This window comes from Salinicola aestuarinus, assembly GCF_003206645.1.
GTDB classification, from domain to species: domain Bacteria; phylum Pseudomonadota; class Gammaproteobacteria; order Pseudomonadales; family Halomonadaceae; genus Salinicola; species Salinicola aestuarinus.
In genome coordinates this window covers 95,870-111,255 of the sequence record NZ_PZJP01000005.1, presented here as the reverse complement: position 1 = coordinate 111,255, position 15,386 = coordinate 95,870, and the positions used below count along the sequence as shown (strand labels likewise).

Here is a 15,386-nt window from a genome sequence, read left to right as displayed (position 1 = left end):
CGGTTGTCATGCCGGCCGCCGAGCAGCCTACCCGCCTGATCGGCAACCGCGTGCTGTTGACGCTGGTGATCACCTGCCTGCTCGGCGTCGGACTGCTGCCCTTTGCCTCGATGGCGCCCAACCGACTGTTGTCGGGCCAGTCGGTGTCGGCATGGGTAGCCTTCGAGCCGTGGCAGCTCGCCACGCTGGCGGGGCTGCTGGTGCTGCTCACGCTGGCCGCCTGCGAACGCGGTCTTTCGCGCCAGACCAGCCACGGGCTGGCGTTGGCTGCGGCGCTTGGGCTGCTGGCGCTGGATTTCGTCGCTCTCGGCGGCTATGCCCACCGTGCGCTCGCCGAGGCGTCCCCCACTGCCCGGGTCTCTCAGGGCAGCGCCTTCTGGGTGCTGCTGTTCGCGACCGGCCTGATCATGGTCGACGCGCTGCAGCGCCTGCGCCCGCCCCCGCTCTGGCGTGCCCTCTACGCGGCAGTGGCACTGCTCATCGTGGTGGCCTGCTTCACCACGACGCTGCTCTCGCCGCTGTCGATCATGCGCGAGTTCGCCAACCAGCGCGGTAATTTCGTCGATGAACTGCTGCGCCATCTAACGCTGGTTGCCGGCGCGCTGATGCCGGCGCTGGCCATCGGTCTGCCACTGGGTCTGCTCGCCAGGCGTCGACCGGGCGCCCGCAACGCGCTCTTCAGTGTGCTCAACGTCTTCCAGACGCTGCCGTCGATCGCCGTGTTCGGTCTGCTGATCGCGCCGCTGGCGGCACTTGCCGCGGCACTGCCGTGGCTGCGCGAACTCGGCGTCGGTGGTATCGGGGCCGCGCCGGCGCTGATCGCGCTGGTGCTCTATTCGCTGCTGCCGATCGTGCGCAACACCTACGCCGGTCTCGCCGGCGTCGCCCCCGGCACGCTGGAAGCGGCCCGAGGCATGGGCATGACATCCGGCCAGATCCTGTGGCAGGTGGAGATTCCGCTGGCGCTGCCGGTGATTCTCTCCGGACTGCGAATCGTCACGGTGCAGGCGATCGGGCTGACGGTGGTGGCCGCGCTGATCGGCGCCGGCGGGCTCGGCGCCTTCATCTTTCAGGGGCTGGGCCAGTACGCCATCGACCTGGTGCTGCTCGGTGCCATCCCCACCATCGTGCTCGCGGTGGTCGCCGACTTCGCTCTCCAGCTACTGGTGGCGCTAAGCCGCCCCTCTCGCGCCGGCCAAGGGAAAACGACATGATCGAGCTGCAGGGCCTCACCAAGACCTACGCCGGCAAGACCGTGGTCGACGACATCACGCTGACGTTCGGGACCGGTGAATTCGGCGTGTTGATCGGCCCTTCCGGCTGCGGCAAGTCGACCACGCTGAAGATGATCAACCGTCTGATTCCGCTCAGCGCCGGACGCATCACGCTCGGCGGCGAGGATATCGCCACGCTGCCGGTGGAGCAGCTGCGCCGACGGATCGGCTATGCGATCCAGTCGACCGGGCTCTTTCCGCACTGGAGCGTGGCACGCAATATCGCCACCGTGCCGCAGCTACTGAAGTGGCCCAAATCGCGCATCGACGACCGTGTCGATGAGCTGATGACGATGTTCCATCTCGACCCGGCGGCATTTCGTGACAAGCTGCCGCATCAGCTTTCCGGCGGACAGGCACAGCGCGTGGGTGTCGCTCGGGCGCTGGCCGCCGACCCGGAAGTCCTGCTGATGGACGAACCCTTCGGCGCCGTCGACCCGATCACCCGCGAGGTGCTGCAGGCGGAGATGCGGCGCGTGCATCAACAGACCGGCAAGACCATCGTCTTCGTCACCCATGACATGGACGAAGCGCTGTCGCTCGCCACTCGCATCGCGCTGCTCAATGACGGCCGACTGATCCAGTACGAGCGGCCCGTGGAGATGATGGTCGATCCCGCCGACGACTTCGTCCGCGAATTCATCGGTCAGGCGGATCTGGGACTCAAGCTGCTCTCGCGGCGCTGGGTTCATCAGTACCAGCGTCCCCCGAGCCTCGCGCCCGCCGATGCACTACCCGAACCGGGCAGTCACTGGTGGCTGGTCGACGACCAAGGCCGACCGACGGCGCTGGCCGGCGCCCGGCTCGACGACGAGGATGCCGTCACCCGAGTGAAGGCGGAGTGGGTCGCCACCCCCGAGATGAGCATGAAGGAGGCGCTGTCGCGCATGGTCTGGTATCGCGTGATGGCGTTACCGGTGGTCGATGGCGACGGTAAGCTCATCGCCGAGGTCGGCATGCAGGGCGTGATGGGCATGGAGAACAGCGTGCAGACGCCGCCGGCGACGCTCGCCTCGACTGCCGTCCGCCCCGGCGAGACCGCGCCCACCGCAAGCGACGGCAAGCCGGCATGAGCCCTGCCCTGAGTCTTCGACGCCTGCGCTCGGCGAGTCAGGGCGCCGGCGTGCTGATCACACTCGGCGTGCTGCTGGTCGCGCTGACGCTCGGCATGGGTCAGCTCGAGCCGCTATTCCGCGCGCTGTTCCCCTCCGTCAGCAACCCGCTCTACACCCGCGACAGCTATCTCAACCTGATGCTCGCCCATCTCGGTCTGGTCGCGGTGTCGTCGCTGATCTCGGTGAGTATCGGGATCGCCGCCGGGCTGTTCGTCACCCGGCCCGCCGGGCGCGAGTTCGAACCCATGGTGTCGTCGCTGGCCGCCATCGGTCAGACCTTCCCGCCTGCCGCCGTGCTCGCCATCGCCGTTCCCCTTGCCGGATTCGGCTTCGCCCCGACGATCATCGCCCTGTCGCTCTACGGGCTGCTGCCGGTGATCCAGAACACCATCACCGGACTCAACACCGTCCCGGAAACGACCCGAGAAGCGGCCCGAGGCAACGGCATGAGCGCCTGGCAGATTCTCTGGCGGATCGAGTTGCCACTGGCGATGCGGGTGATCATCGCCGGGATTCGGGTATCGGTGATCATCAACATTGGAACCGCAACGATCGGCTCCACGGTGGGCGCCAAGAGTCTCGGCACCCCGCTGATCGCCGGACTGGTCAGCAACAACCTCGCCTACATCATTCAGGGCGCGGTGCTGGTGGGGCTGCTGGCGATCGTCGCCGATCTCGCCTTCGAGCGTCTGGAGCGGCGCTTCAGCTTCGGTGGCTGACCCTCACCGGGCGCTGCACGGGATGAGTATCACTTCCGCGTGGCGAGCCATCGCGTGGGCGAGGGAAAGCCGATTTCGGTGCCGCCGCCTGTGACGCGCACGAGGCGGCCCGCCAGCCCCCTGCTGCCCTACCCACCGCTCGGTTGGCGGTAAGCCTGGCCGGTTGGCGGTGAGTCTAGCCGGTTGGCTGTCATCCTGAGAGAGAGGGGATTATGCGTTGGCGGGGCAGTCGTCAGTCACCGCGACCCGGGTCAAACGAAGCGCCGGACTCGCCCCGCCGGCGGGCTGGCTGTCGATCCAGCCCAGCGCCTCGAGGTCGGCAGCCGCCCTGCGTATCAGGGCATGCTCGACCTCGAGCCGGCGCGAGAGCTGAGCGGTGGTCAGCCCCCGCGCCGTGGTGCCCCAGTCGCGCAGGGCGATCCACACCATGCCCGCCAGCGGGTCCAGCGACGGGTGTGCCTCAAGCAGCGACATCAGCGCCTGGGCAAGACCCGCCTCGTCACCAGCCTCAGGCAAGGCGCGCGCTCGCTTCCAGCCGAACGGCGATGGATTTCGACGCCGGGGTGTGACTGAACTCGCCCTTGTGGTCGAGCGGAATCAGCGGATTGGTTTCCGGGTAGTAGGCCGCCGCACAGCCGGTCGGCGTGTCATAGGCGACGATCTTGAAGCCGTTGACGCGGCGAACCTCGCCATCCTCGGCTTCACCGATCAGGTCGACCCACTGCCCGGCATGGAAGCCGAGTCGCTCGATGTCCGCTGCGTTGACGAAGATCACCTGACGGCCGTTCTCGATGCCGCGGTAGCGGTCGTTGTAGCCGTAGATGGTGGTGTTGTACTGGTCGTGAGAGCGCATCGTCTGCAGCGTCAGCCAGCCGTCGCGCTCGGCGAGACGCTGGTGCATGACCTGTCCAGGCAGCGCGTCGCTGGAGAACTCCGCCTTGCCGGTCGACGTCGAGAAGCGCAGCCGCGTCACCGGGTTGACCAGCCAGAAACCTCGCGGGGTGCGAACGCGAGCGTTGAAGTCGGTGAAACCGGGGATCACCTCACTGATGTGATCGCGAATGACGTCGTAGTCTTCACGCATCGCCGACCAGTCGACCACGTCATTGCCCAGCAGCCGCTCGGCGATACCGGTGATGATCGACACTTCCGAGCGCAGTGCCTTGTCCGCCGGGCGATTGATGCCCGCCGAACCGTGGACCATGCTCATCGAATCCTCGACGGTGATCAGCTGCGACTTGCCCGCCGCGTTGCGGTCGATCTCGGTGCGACCCAGGCAGGGCAGAATCAGCGCCTGCTTGCCGGTGACCAGGTGGCTGCGGTTGAGCTTGGTGCTGATGAAGGCGGTCAGGCGGCAGTTGCCCATCGCGCGCTCGGTGACGCCGCTGTCCGAAATCGCCCGGGTGAAGTTACCGCCCAGACCGATGAACACCTTGTCGGCGCCATCGCGCATCGCCTGCACTGCCGCCACCGAGTCCAAGCCGTGCTCCCGCGGCATGCCGCGGCCGTATTTCGCCTCCAGCGCATCGAGAAAGGCATCGGACGGCTTCTCGTAGATGCCCATGGTGCGATCACCTTGGACATTGGAGTGGCCGCGCACCGGTGATGTCCCGGCACCGGGACGCCCCATGTTGCCGCGCAGCATCAGCAGATTGACGATCTCGCGGATCGTCGCCACCGAGTGCTCATGCTGGGTGATGCCCATCGCCCAGCAGGCGATCGTTGCCTTGGAGCGGGCGTAGAGCTCGGCGGCCTGCTCCATCTCCTGACGGCTGAGGCCGGACTGGGACTCGAGCGTCGCCCAGTCAGTGGCCTCCACGATGCTCCGATACGCCGCCAGCTGCGCGGTGTGATGGGCCAGGAAGGTGTGATCGAGCACCTCTTCGCCGGCGGCATCGCGGGCGAAGAGCGCCTTGGCCATGCCACGCACCACGGCCATGTCGCCGCCGAGCTTGGGCCGGAAGTAGTGGTTGCTGATGCGGTGGCTGCCGTTGTGAAGCATTTCGCCGGCTTTCTGCGGATCGGCGAACTTCTCCAGGCCCCGCTCCTTGAGCGTATTGAAGGTGACGATGTCAGCGCCACGCTCGGCGGCCTCCCGCAGCACGCCCAGCATGCGCGGATGGTTGGTGCCCGGGTTCTGACCGAACACGAAGATCGCCTCGGCCTGCTCGAAATCCTCCAGCCGCGCGCTGCCCTTGCCGGTGCCCAGGGCCGCATTGAGCGCCACGCCGCTCGCTTCGTGGCACATGTTGGAGCAGTCCGGCATGTTGTTGGTGCCGTAGAGCCGCGACAGCAGCTGGAAGACGTAGGCCGACTCGTTGGGCGCCTTGCCCGAGGTGTAGAAGATCGCGTCGTCCGGCGTCGGCAGCGCCTTGAGCTCTTCAGCGATCAGGTCGAGTGCGGCGTCCCAGCCGATCGGCTCGTAGTGATCGGTCTCGGCGTTGTAGCGCATCGGTTCGACCAGGCGCCCCTGATCCTCAAGGCGGTAGTCGTCCCACTCCTTGAGCTCGCTGACACTGTGCTGAGCGAAAAACTTGCGGGTCACGCGCTTGGCCGTCGACTCCCAGGTCACCGCCTTGACGCCGTTCTCGCAGAATTCGAACGACGAGCCGTGTTCCGGATCGCCCCAGGCGCAGCCCGGGCAGTCGAAGCCGTCCGGCTGATTGAGCTTGAACAGCGAGCGCGCGTTGGTTCCCAGCGCCCGGCTGTGTAGCAGATGCTTGCCGACCGATTTCAGCGCGCCCCAGCCACCGGCCGGGTTGTGGTATTCGGTGACCGTGGGGTCCTGCTCATAGACCGGCCAGTCGCCGGCCGCTCGATCGTTTTGGGCGGAATCGTTAGAAACGTCTGACATGCCAAATCTCCGAAAAAGCGAACGACGCACCGATCCAGCGGGACTCATCCCTTGCCGAGCGTCGCGTCGCGGCGGCCGCTTTTCCCTGGGGAAAACGGACGCCGCGACGAAAGGAAAGCGAAAACGGTACCGAGCCAACCCTCGATCGGGTCAGCTCGTGAACTAACGCGCCCTCAGGCGCGTTGGGCCGGTTGGGTCTCGCCGGTCTTGCTTGCGCGCTTGGCGCGATTCACTTCCGCGCGGCTGGCGTCAACGGCGGCTTCACCCTGCGCGGCCGGGGCGTCGGCGACGGCATCCAGCGAGGCCTGGGGGCGATAGGCGAAGTGATAAGCCAGCCCCACGAAGAGCGCACCACCGATCGCATTACCGATGAAGACCGCGAGGAAGTTGGGCAGATACTCGCCCCAGGTCACCGCACCCGCGAAGATCGCCGCCGGGACCACGAACATGTTGGCGACGACGTGCTGAAAACCGATCGCCACGAAGGCCATGACCGGAAACCAGATGCCGAATATCTTACCGGCGACGTCCTTGCTGGCATAGCCGAGCCAGACCGCCAGGCAGACCAGCCAGTTGCAGCCGATGCCTGACACCAGTGCATGCCAGAAGTCCGTCTGTACCTTGTGCTGGGCAACCGCCACGGTGGTCGCCAGGAAGTCGCCTTCCGCCAGCCCCAGAAAGTGTCCGAAGGCATACGCCACTGCAAGACTGCCGGCGAAGTTCGAGACGGTGACTAGCCCCCAGTTCTTGAGCAGCGCGGCGATACCGATACGACGCGAGAAAAGCGCCATCGGCAACGTCATCATGTTGCCGGTCAGCAGCTCACCGCCGGCGATCAGCGTCAGTACCAGACCGACGGGAAAGACGGACGCCCCGATGAAGGTCCGCAGGCCGCCCCACTCAGCGGGCATGGTCGCGGTCACGCGAATGTCGAGCAGAAAGCCGGTGGCGATGAAGGCGCCGGCGAGAAAGCCAAGGATGAGCAGCGCCGTAAGCGGTGTCTGGGTCTTCTTGTAGCCGGCGGAAACTGCCTGGAGCGCGGTGTCCTGGGGAGAATTGAAAGCCATGAATGCCTCGAGCGACGTCTGAACGGAAACGATGAGTGAAAGCGTGTGACGTTTCGTCACGCTAATACATCGTACCATTCATATAGTTCAGTACGCATGAACATTGTTCGCTCACTAACTGTATCGGCATGAAAATTGATCTCGCACGGCCAGCCGCAGGCACCGCCGGGGACTAGTCGTCCCCCCGGCTGAGCAGTTCCAGTCGCCGCCCGCGATGGCAGTTGATCAGCGTCAGATTGCAGGAGCGGGCCACATCCACCGCCAGCCGCGAGGGGTAGGAGAGCGTAGCCAGCGCGGGGATGCGTGCCCGCACACTCTTCTGCACAAGCTCCAGGCTGCAGCGGCTCGAGGTCATCACCACGGCGGGCATTCGGCCCGCGATCAGACTTTCGCCGATCACCTTGTCGAGCGCGTTGTGGCGGCCGATGTCGAGCCCCAGGCTCGTCGTCTGGCCGTCTTCATCGAGGCCGAGCGCCAGATGCATGCCGGTGGCAGCGCGCTCGCGCAGGGTGTCGAGCCCGCCCTGCAGCGCCGCCGGCGCGGGCAAGGCGAGCGTCGGCAGCCGGGTCAGGCCGAACAACAGCTGCGACTCCTCCTGCACGCCGCAGGCGCCGCAGCCGCTGGTGGAGAGCGTCGCCCGCGCCTGACTCTCGGCACGGCGGGCGATCCTCGGCGCTACCGTCAGTCTCACCCGCAACCCGTGACGGCTCGACTCGCTGTCGATCGACTCGACGTCGGCGTAGCGATCGATGACGCCCTCGCTGAAGGCGAAGCCGACCGCCAGCGCCTCCAGTTGAGACGGCGTCGCCAGCACCGTGGCGTAGGCGGTGTCGTTGAAGACGATGGAGACCGGCTTCTCGTCCGGCCCGGGCAGCGCGTCGAGTGGCGCATCGCTCGAGTCGCTGAAGGCGCCCGTCGACTCGGCGTCGGGATCAGCGGTGACATCGGCGCGGCGTGCGCGCGCATCGGTAGATGACATGGATAACCTCCCATCCGGTCGGCGGCGGGGAAAACGGCTCGAGCAAGCGATTCGCGAAGACAGCGCGACGCGAAAGGAAGCGACCGGACAATCTCCTACTTTAGCATGTCGGCTCGTGCCCCCGAGACCCGTCGACGCACGCACCGGCATCGTTCGAGGTGACCCTGGAGCGGTAACTGGGACAACGCAAGAAGCAGGAAGCAGGAAGCAGTAAGCAGTAAGCAGTAAGCAGTAAGCAGTAAGCAGTAAGCAGTAAGCAGTAAGCAGCAAACAATAAGCGCCGTTAGGCAGCGCCAGGACAAGTAGAGGAATGAGCATCTTACGGCAGACAGGCGCAACAACGTCTTACGGAAGGCGGGTGCAACGACGCGCGGCGTTAGAAGCAAGACGCCTGGCGAGGGCCAGGCGTCGAGTGCCTTAGCTGGCCGCGTCCTGCACGGCTTCGCCGCCTTCTTCGATATCTTTGCCGGCGCCGCCAACGGTGTTACAGCCGGCGAGAATACCGGCACTGAACAGTGCCAGCAGCGAGAATGCGATGAGTCGTTTCATGGTGTCGTCCTCCTTAACGGGCTTGAAGGATGCGCCGTGACGCATCCGGTCGTACAGTCGTCGACCTGAGTTCCAACATAGCAGAGCAGCGCGAGGGCGCGCGTAAATTCGCTGACGCGATGCGCCGCCTTTCTGCCCTGCCCCCGCCTGCCACTCATAGAGAGAGACCCCATGCCGACTTTTACCCTCGATGATCGACTCGAGCGGGACAGCGTCCACGTCGTCGACCTGAGCCTCAGCCAGGTGCGCCTGAGCCGGGATGCCCGCTATCCCTGGCTGGTGCTTGTCCCGCGCCGCGCCGACGTGGTGGAGCTTTTCGATCTCGATGAAGCCGACCAGCGCGAGCTCTGGCGCGAAGCGACCGCGCTGGGCCAGGCGATGATGACCCACTGGCGGGGGGACAAGCTCAACGTCGCCACGCTGGGCAACGTCGTCGCCCAGCTCCACGTCCACGTCATCGTGCGGTTTGCCGACGACCCCGCCTGGCCGGGGCCGGTGTGGGGTCAGGGTGAGGCCGAAACCTACGCCGAGGCGGCGCTGGACGAGCGCTGCGAGACGATTCGCCGCCTGGCCCGGACGCTGGACGCCGGCTGAGCGTTACCCGACGCCACGCCGTGCTAGCCGCGGCCGAGAGGCCCGCCCACCGGCGCCGCCTGCGCGTCTGCTGTCGGCGATCCCAGTAGCGGCGCGCCGGGCGCCTCACCGCGCTGCCACTGGGCGAGACTGAGCGATAGCCCGAACGTGAGGATCAGCGCCCCGCCTGCCAGACCGATCCACGCCTGCCACGGGTGGCGGCTGGCCATCGGCGACAGCCGGCGCTGCGCCCAGTCCCGGGCGAAGACGCTCAACAGCGCCAGCGACGAGACCGTCAGCGCCGTCCCCAGCGACATCGCCATCACCGCCACCACACCCTTGCCGAACTGCCCCAGCAGCGCCGAGGCACCCAGCAACAGCACCGCGCCGCTGCAGGGGCGAATACCGATCGACAGCACCGTCAGCAGCGCTCCGCGCCAGTCACTGGCCGTGGTGGGGTCGACGTGGTGGTCGTGCCCGCAGCCGCAGTGTGCGCCGTGCTCGTGGCTGTCATGCGCATGCTCATGGCCGCCGTGCTCAGGGTCGTCGTGCCCGTGGTCGTCGTGCCCGTGGCCACTGTGCTCATGGGCACTATGCCCGTGCGCGTCATGCGCCGTCGCGGCGGTCGCTACCGCCGGCTCGGAAGCGCCGCGCGCGCCCGCGAACGTCGCCCGATAGAGCCTGCGCAGCGAGCGCACACAGAGCCAGAGCCCCACCAGTGCCACCAGCAGAAAGCTCACCGTCTCGGCCTGATCCACGCTCGCCATCGCCTGGCGGGTCAGCCAGCCGAGGCCGAAGACGAGCACGGCGATCAGCGCGATCGCCATCACGCCCTGCAGCAGCGAGGCGAGTGCGGAGAGCACGATGGCGCGTTTCCACGCCCCGCCCTGAGAGGCCAAGTAGGTACTCAACACCACCTTGCCGTGGCCCGGGCCGGCGGCATGGAACACCCCGTAGCCGAAGCTTACCCCGAGCAGCACGCCCCAGGTCGTCAGCCCCGGCGCCCGGTCGATCTCGCCGATCGCCGACGTGAGCGCGTGGTAAAGGTCGCGTTGCCACAGCACGACCTGCACCGCTCCCTGCTGCCACCAGCCCATCGCGTAGATCGCCCAACCGATCAGCAGCACGCCCGCCAGCGGCAGGCCGAAGGCCAGCCAGGGCTTCCACCGGGCGGCGTCGGGTCTCAGGCGGGACATCGAATCTCTCCCGTCTCGGCGAAGAAGCGCCCGAGGTTGGGCTCGCCGGACTCGGTCTTGTCGAGCATCGCCGCCTCCATCACTTTCGAGGGGTCCGGGTCCGCCTGGACGATCTGCGTCGTGCAGTCCGCCGGCGCGCCGCTCAATGTCAGCGCCTCGGGCAGCGGCTCGGAACCGTCGGCGTTCGCTTCGTGGACCATCTCGATGTAGTAGGTCGGGTCGAAGATGCGGTAGTCGAGCGCGTGGCCGGCCATCTCGACCGGCGACGCGAGCGGCAGCACAAAGCTGAAGACCAGTCGGTCACCGCGAATCTCGGTATTGGTGTTGGTCACCTCGGCCTGAGCGACAGGCTCGCCGTCCAGGGTGATGTGGGTGAGATTGTCCTGCGTCGCCAGGTTGTTGCGGATCTCCACGCCAAGGGCGTCGAGGCGCTCCGGCATGCTGGTGCCGTCTTCCAGGCGTCCCATCTCTTCCATCACCACCTGGCTGTAGAACGGGTCCATTCGCCACTGCTGGCGGAGTGCCTGCAGTCTGCCGGCGTCGTCGAAGACCCCCTCGACGCTCAGGTCCACCCAGCCGTGCGGGTGAGCGAAGGCCGGGGTGGCCGCCGCGGCGACCGTCAGCGCCAACGCGAGCTGAAGGCCGCGGTACATCGGTCGAATCAAGGCTGTGATCTCATACGGTTCTGAACATCGATGAAAAGCGGGTCGAGCGCAGTGGCGCCGAGGGGATGTCCACCCTGACGCCCGCTCAGCGTCAGATAGGTATCGCCCTGGCGCAGCGCCAGCCCGGGCGGTGGCGTGTCGCCGGTGGTGACTTCGGCATGGACCTGATAACCGCTTCGCGAGGCGAGCACGGCATCGATCTGGCGCAGCTCACCATCGGCGTGGCGGATCACGAACCCCCGCTCGGCAAACATCGCAAGCGTCGCCCGGAGCGTGGCATCGGCATCCGCGTCGAGGGAGATGCTACGCGGCGCCGGCGCGGGGGCAACCGCGCATCCCGCGAGCATGAGCGCGGCCAGCAGGGCGAGTGCCCGCCGCCAAGAGCGGCTTGGCGTTGTCGATGAGCGCGTCATGGCGTGGCCCTCCCCGTCGACGTCGATGCGGGAAGCGGCACGCCGGTGCCCGGTGCCGCGGTTGGCGTGGAGAGCTGCGACTCGATTGCCTGACGCAGCTCGCTGCAGAGCCCCTGATGGTTGTAGCTGCGCGCGTCGATGAGGTAGCCGTTGCGATCGACCACTACCGAGTCGCGGTCGACATAGGTGACCGCCGCCGGCGTCGACACCGAGAGGCGCTCGACCTGGATCGGATCGCGGTCGTAGCCGCTGCCGAAGCCCTGGGAAATGCCAACGCCGTAGCCACCGCGTCCGCCGATCCCGAATCCCCCCCAGAACCCGGTACGCCCAAAGGGCGAGTCGACCGCCCCGAGCCCCGGCTGACGCGTTCGCCGCTCGGCGCTGACCACGCCGAGGGTGACGTCGGTATCGAGAATGACGTAGCCCCGCGCCTCGATCACCTCCCGCGTGGCGCGGAGCCGTTCGAGACGATCGTCGCCGCTGGCCGGCCACTGACACGCCGGTGGCAACGCGCCGCTGCCCTGCGGGGAGACCGGCGATGGCGATGACAGCGACTGGCAGCCGGCGAGCAGACCCGCCATGACCAGAGTCACTGCACCCATGCCGAGCCCCGCGAACGGGCGCAAGTGCATGCGATCGCGGCGGTCACGCGTCACCGGCGCATCCCACCTCGCCCCGTCATGGGACCCCTTTGCGTCATCCCGCGTCATCCTGTCGTTTCGATTCATCACATCATCCTCGCCAGTGGCGAATGTGAACGGCGTTCAGAATGCCAGTTGGCGACTTCCGGCGCCACGCTGCCTTGGTCACGCGCCCGGCGAGGGTTGGCGTTCCCTGCCGTGGGGCAATGCCGCTAAGCTGATGACGAGGTCACGGCGGCGCGGCCCTTCGCAACGTTGCCTTGTCGCCACCTCGCCTTTTCACCACCTCGCCGTTTCGCCACCTGTCACCGCCTGCTGCGCGCCACCATCGAGAGAGGATGCCATGAAGATCGTCATTGCCCCCGACAGCTACAAGGATGCCCTCTCCGCACGCGACGCGGCGGCCGCGATCGCCGAGGGGCTGGCCCGCGGCGCCCCCGAGGCCGAGCTGATCCAGTGTCCGATGGGGGATGGCGGCGAAGGCACGCTGGAGGCCCTGATTGCCGCCACCGGCGCCGAGCGCCGCGAGGCACGGGTCCAGGACGCCCTCGGCCGTGAGCGCCAGGCCGCCTGGGGCTGGCTTGCCGACAGCCGCAGCGCCTTCGTCGAACTGGCGGAGGCCAGCGGACTGCAGGCGCTGACCACCGACGAGCGCACCGCGCTGCACAGCACCACCTTCGGCGTGGGCCAGCTCATCCTGGCAGCGCTGGACGCCGGCGCCGAGTCGCTGCTGCTGACGCTTGGCGGCAGCGCCACCAACGACGCCGGGGCCGGCATGCTCAGTGCCCTCGGCGCCCGCCTGCGGGACGCCGAGGGCCACGAACTCCCCCCGGGCGGTGCCGCGCTGGCGCAGCTCGAGCGGCTCGACCTCTCCGGGCTCGATCCTCGCCTCGCCACGCTCGACGTGCAGGCCGCCGTCGACGTCGACAACCCGCTGCTCGGCGCGCAGGGCGCCAGCGCCATCTTCGGGCCGCAGAAAGGGGCCACGCCGACCGACGTCGAACAGCTCGATCGCGCGCTGGGGTACTTTGCCGACCGTGTCGCCGAGGCATGCGGCGAGGAGAGCCGCGACCTGCCGGGGGCCGGCGCCGCCGGCGGCATGGGTTTCGCCGCCAAGGTGTTGCTGGGTGCCACGCTGCGCCCGGGGATCGAGCTGGTGATGGAGCATGCCGGGTTCGACGGCTATCTCGACGGGGCTGACTGGGTCATCACCGGTGAAGGCCAGCTCGACGGCCAGAGCCTTTCGGGCAAGACACCGATCGGCGTCGCCCGGCGCGCGGCACAGCACGGCGTGCCCACGGTGGTGCTGGCGGGCCGGCTCGGCGACGGCTGGCAGGCCGCGTTCGAACACGATGTGACCGCAGCGTTTGCCCTCGCCGACGGCCCGATGACACTGGCGTCGGCGCTTGACCGCTGCGCCGACCTGCTGCGCGACCGCAGTCACGCCCTCGGCAGGCTCTGGGGACGACATCAGCCAGCCGACGCCAGGCCGGTATAGCGGCGACCGCCAGGTAAGCCGGCCCGAAGCGAGGCGAGACGGCCCGAAAAGAGGATAGACCGCTCGAAAAGTGAGACGGCGCCGTTACGCCCCGCCCCGATCGTCGGCGGTATCGCCCGCACCGAAGCCCGCGCCCCGACGCATGTCGTCACCGTTCGGCGCGGGCCCGCGCGGGGCTTTTTCTTCGACGCGGGCCTGAGAAGTGTCGGCGCGCCGTTCGTCTTCCCGTCCGCTCTCGCCCGCCTCGGTCTCACCCGCCTCACTCTCGCCCGCCTCAGTCTCGCCCTCGGCACGACGGGTGAGGTGGGATGGCAACTCGCGCTTCATGCGCACGCCGAGCTTCTCGAGCTGCAGCGCCTGACCGACGAGACTCCCCTGCCCTGTGGAGAGCCGCGACACCGCCTGCTCGTAGCTCGACTGCGCCCGCCCCAGATGCTTGCCCACGTCCTCGAGACTCGACACGAACCCCTGAAACTTGTCGAGCAGCTTGCCGGCACGCTCGGCGATATACCGGGCGTTCTCGTTCTGGCGCTCGAGATTCCACAGGCTGGCGACGGTGCGCAGGCTCGCCAGCAGCGTGGTCGGCGTGACCACCACGATGTCGCGGGAGAAAGCATCCTGAAACAGCGTCTCGTCGAACTGGAAGGCGACCGCGAACGCCGGCTCCACCGGCATGAACAGGAAGACGAAGTCCGGCGAGCGCAGCCCCGGCAGCTTGGGATAGTCGCGGCTGGCGAGCGCGTCGATGTGCGAGCGCACCGCCTGCACATGGGCGCGCAGTGCCTGCTCCCGCTCGGCGTCCTCCTCCGCGTTGACGTAGCGCACGTAGGCGTTGAGCGAAACCTTGGCGTCGACGATGAGGTGCTTGTCGTCGGGCAGATAGATCACCGCATCCGGGCGCTGGCGACCGTTCTCGCCCTCCAGCGACACCTCGCGGCGGTACTCGATGTCGCGACGCAGCCCGGAGCGTTCGAGCACCGACTCGAGCATCACCTCGCCCCAGTTGCCCTGCATCTTCTTGTCGCCCTTGAGCGCCCGGGTGAGATTGGCGGCCTCTTCGGTGATCTGGCGGTTGAGCGTGGCGAGCTGGTCGATCTGCACCTTGAGCGTGGTGCGCTCGCGGCTCTCCTGACCGTGAATCTCCTCGATCCGCTGACGAAAGCCCGCCACCTGCTCGCGAAAGGGCTGCAGCAGGGCTTCGAGACTCTCGCGGCTCTGGGCGCTGTAGCTGCGGTTGCGCTCGTCGAAGATGCGCCCGGCCAGCGATTCGAACTCGTGACCCATGCGGCCCTTGGCGTCTTCCAGCAGCTTGATCTGCTCGGCGTGGTGGTGCTTGGCCTGCTCGACATGCGTCTCCAGCCGGCCGTAGCGCTCGCGCAGATCCGCCAGGCGCTCGTTGAGCGTCTCGACCTGCTGTTCCCGGGTGGTCAGCCGCTGCTTGAGCTCGCCGAGCTGCTCGCGCAGTTCGTCCTGCTGGGCATCGCTCTGGGAGAGTTCCTGCTCGAGCCGCTGCCGCTGGCGGTCGCTCTCGTCGAGCCGCGTCTCGAGGGCGTCGTTCCGCGCCCGCCGGCGCCGAAGCACCGACAGTGCCGCCATGCCGGCCACCAGCGCGCCGAATATCGCGCCCAACAGCGCCATACCGATCAGCGACACTGCGCTACCCGCCTCGCCAAGCATGAACCTCTCCTCGTCGTTTTTGCGCTTTTCGCCCCGGCCGGGGCCGGCGCTGCGCGTCGTGCCGGCCGCTCGCCGGCCTTTCGCCTCTCATCAGGATATCGGCGCCGAGGCCGACATTCTCTCCTTGAAGTTCGCCGAGACTATCCCAAACTCATGGGGTAAGCCG

The 15,386-nt window shown here is 67.6% G+C and carries 15 protein-coding genes; 5 read left to right on the top strand and 10 right to left on the bottom strand.

Going from position 1 to position 15,386, the window contains the following annotated elements:
• The first annotated feature begins 8 nt into the window (after positions 1–8).
• The 3 genes from DOM41_RS05945 to DOM41_RS05935 are packed head-to-tail and all read left to right on the top strand — an operon-like array spanning position 9 to position 3,108.
• Positions 9–1,214 (top strand): ABC transporter permease, encoded by a 1,206-nt coding sequence (locus DOM41_RS05945; protein ID WP_110685924.1) that lies wholly within the window; start codon positions 9–11, stop codon positions 1,212–1,214.
• Positions 1,211–2,347, top strand: a complete 1,137-nt coding sequence (locus DOM41_RS05940) for an ABC transporter ATP-binding protein (protein WP_110685923.1) — start codon at positions 1,211–1,213, stop codon at positions 2,345–2,347. The genes DOM41_RS05945 and DOM41_RS05940 overlap by 4 nt, the downstream gene beginning before the upstream one ends.
• Complete coding sequence (locus DOM41_RS05935; RefSeq protein ID WP_110685922.1) at positions 2,344–3,108, top strand: ABC transporter permease; 765 nt, start codon at positions 2,344–2,346, stop codon at positions 3,106–3,108. Before DOM41_RS05940 ends, DOM41_RS05935 begins: the two co-directional genes overlap by 4 nt.
• A gap of 210 nt (positions 3,109–3,318) precedes the next feature.
• Here the strand turns inward: DOM41_RS05935 and DOM41_RS05930 are convergent, their stop codons facing one another.
• The 5 genes from DOM41_RS05930 to DOM41_RS05905 all read right to left on the bottom strand — a co-directional run bounded on the left by DOM41_RS05930 (position 3,319) and on the right by DOM41_RS05905 (position 8,557).
• Positions 3,319–3,624, bottom strand: coding sequence for a MarR family transcriptional regulator (locus DOM41_RS05930; protein ID WP_110685921.1), 306 nt, complete (start codon positions 3,622–3,624; stop codon positions 3,319–3,321).
• Positions 3,617–5,962, bottom strand: coding sequence for an FdhF/YdeP family oxidoreductase (locus DOM41_RS05925; protein ID WP_110685920.1), 2,346 nt, complete (start codon positions 5,960–5,962; stop codon positions 3,617–3,619). The genes DOM41_RS05930 and DOM41_RS05925 overlap by 8 nt, the downstream gene beginning before the upstream one ends.
• A gap of 173 nt (positions 5,963–6,135) precedes the next feature.
• Complete coding sequence (locus DOM41_RS05920) at positions 6,136–7,029, bottom strand: formate/nitrite transporter family protein (protein WP_110686628.1); 894 nt, start codon at positions 7,027–7,029, stop codon at positions 6,136–6,138.
• A 172-nt stretch (positions 7,030–7,201) separates the two neighbouring features.
• The gene (locus DOM41_RS05915; protein WP_110685919.1) at positions 7,202–8,008 is read right to left on the bottom strand and encodes a formate dehydrogenase accessory sulfurtransferase FdhD; all 807 of its coding nucleotides are present in this window, start codon (positions 8,006–8,008) and stop codon (positions 7,202–7,204) included.
• Between the two features lie 417 nt (positions 8,009–8,425).
• Positions 8,426–8,557: an entericidin A/B family lipoprotein gene (locus DOM41_RS05905; protein ID WP_110686627.1), complete on the bottom strand. Its 132-nt coding sequence runs from the start codon at positions 8,555–8,557 to the stop codon at positions 8,426–8,428.
• 171 nt (positions 8,558–8,728) lie between these two features.
• On the opposite strand from DOM41_RS05905, the gene DOM41_RS05900 reads away from it, so the two are divergent.
• Positions 8,729–9,151 (top strand): HIT domain-containing protein, encoded by a 423-nt coding sequence (locus DOM41_RS05900; protein ID WP_110685917.1) that lies wholly within the window; start codon positions 8,729–8,731, stop codon positions 9,149–9,151.
• Between the two features lie 23 nt (positions 9,152–9,174).
• Here the strand turns inward: DOM41_RS05900 and DOM41_RS05895 are convergent, their stop codons facing one another.
• From DOM41_RS05895 to DOM41_RS05880, 4 genes are read right to left on the bottom strand one after another with little or no spacing between them, the layout of a single operon-like run.
• Positions 9,175–10,326 carry a nickel/cobalt transporter gene (locus DOM41_RS05895; RefSeq protein ID WP_110685916.1) on the bottom strand — a complete coding sequence of 384 codons (1,152 nt, stop codon included), beginning with the start codon at positions 10,324–10,326 and terminating at the stop codon, positions 9,175–9,177.
• A complete protein-coding gene (locus tag DOM41_RS05890) occupies positions 10,314–10,991 on the bottom strand; it encodes a DUF1007 family protein (protein ID WP_245391754.1) in 678 nt (225 codons plus the stop codon). The genes DOM41_RS05895 and DOM41_RS05890 overlap by 13 nt, the downstream gene beginning before the upstream one ends.
• Positions 10,988–11,404 (bottom strand): hypothetical protein, encoded by a 417-nt coding sequence (locus DOM41_RS05885; RefSeq protein WP_110685914.1) that lies wholly within the window; start codon positions 11,402–11,404, stop codon positions 10,988–10,990. Before DOM41_RS05885 ends, DOM41_RS05890 begins: the two co-directional genes overlap by 4 nt.
• Positions 11,401–12,006, bottom strand: coding sequence for a hypothetical protein (locus DOM41_RS05880; protein WP_157956847.1), 606 nt, complete (start codon positions 12,004–12,006; stop codon positions 11,401–11,403). The genes DOM41_RS05885 and DOM41_RS05880 overlap by 4 nt, the downstream gene beginning before the upstream one ends.
• Before the next feature lie 382 nt (positions 12,007–12,388).
• Here DOM41_RS05880 and DOM41_RS05875 point away from each other — a divergent pair, with 382 nt between their 5' ends.
• Positions 12,389–13,543, top strand: a complete 1,155-nt coding sequence (locus tag DOM41_RS05875) for a glycerate kinase (protein WP_110685912.1) — start codon at positions 12,389–12,391, stop codon at positions 13,541–13,543.
• Positions 13,544–13,627: 84 nt separating this feature from the next.
• On the opposite strand, the gene DOM41_RS05870 is transcribed toward DOM41_RS05875, so the two are convergent.
• On the bottom strand, positions 13,628–15,220 hold the full coding sequence (locus tag DOM41_RS05870) for a DNA recombination protein RmuC (protein ID WP_245391753.1): 1,593 nt from the start codon (positions 15,218–15,220) through the stop codon (positions 13,628–13,630).
• Positions 15,221–15,386 lie beyond the last annotated feature (166 nt).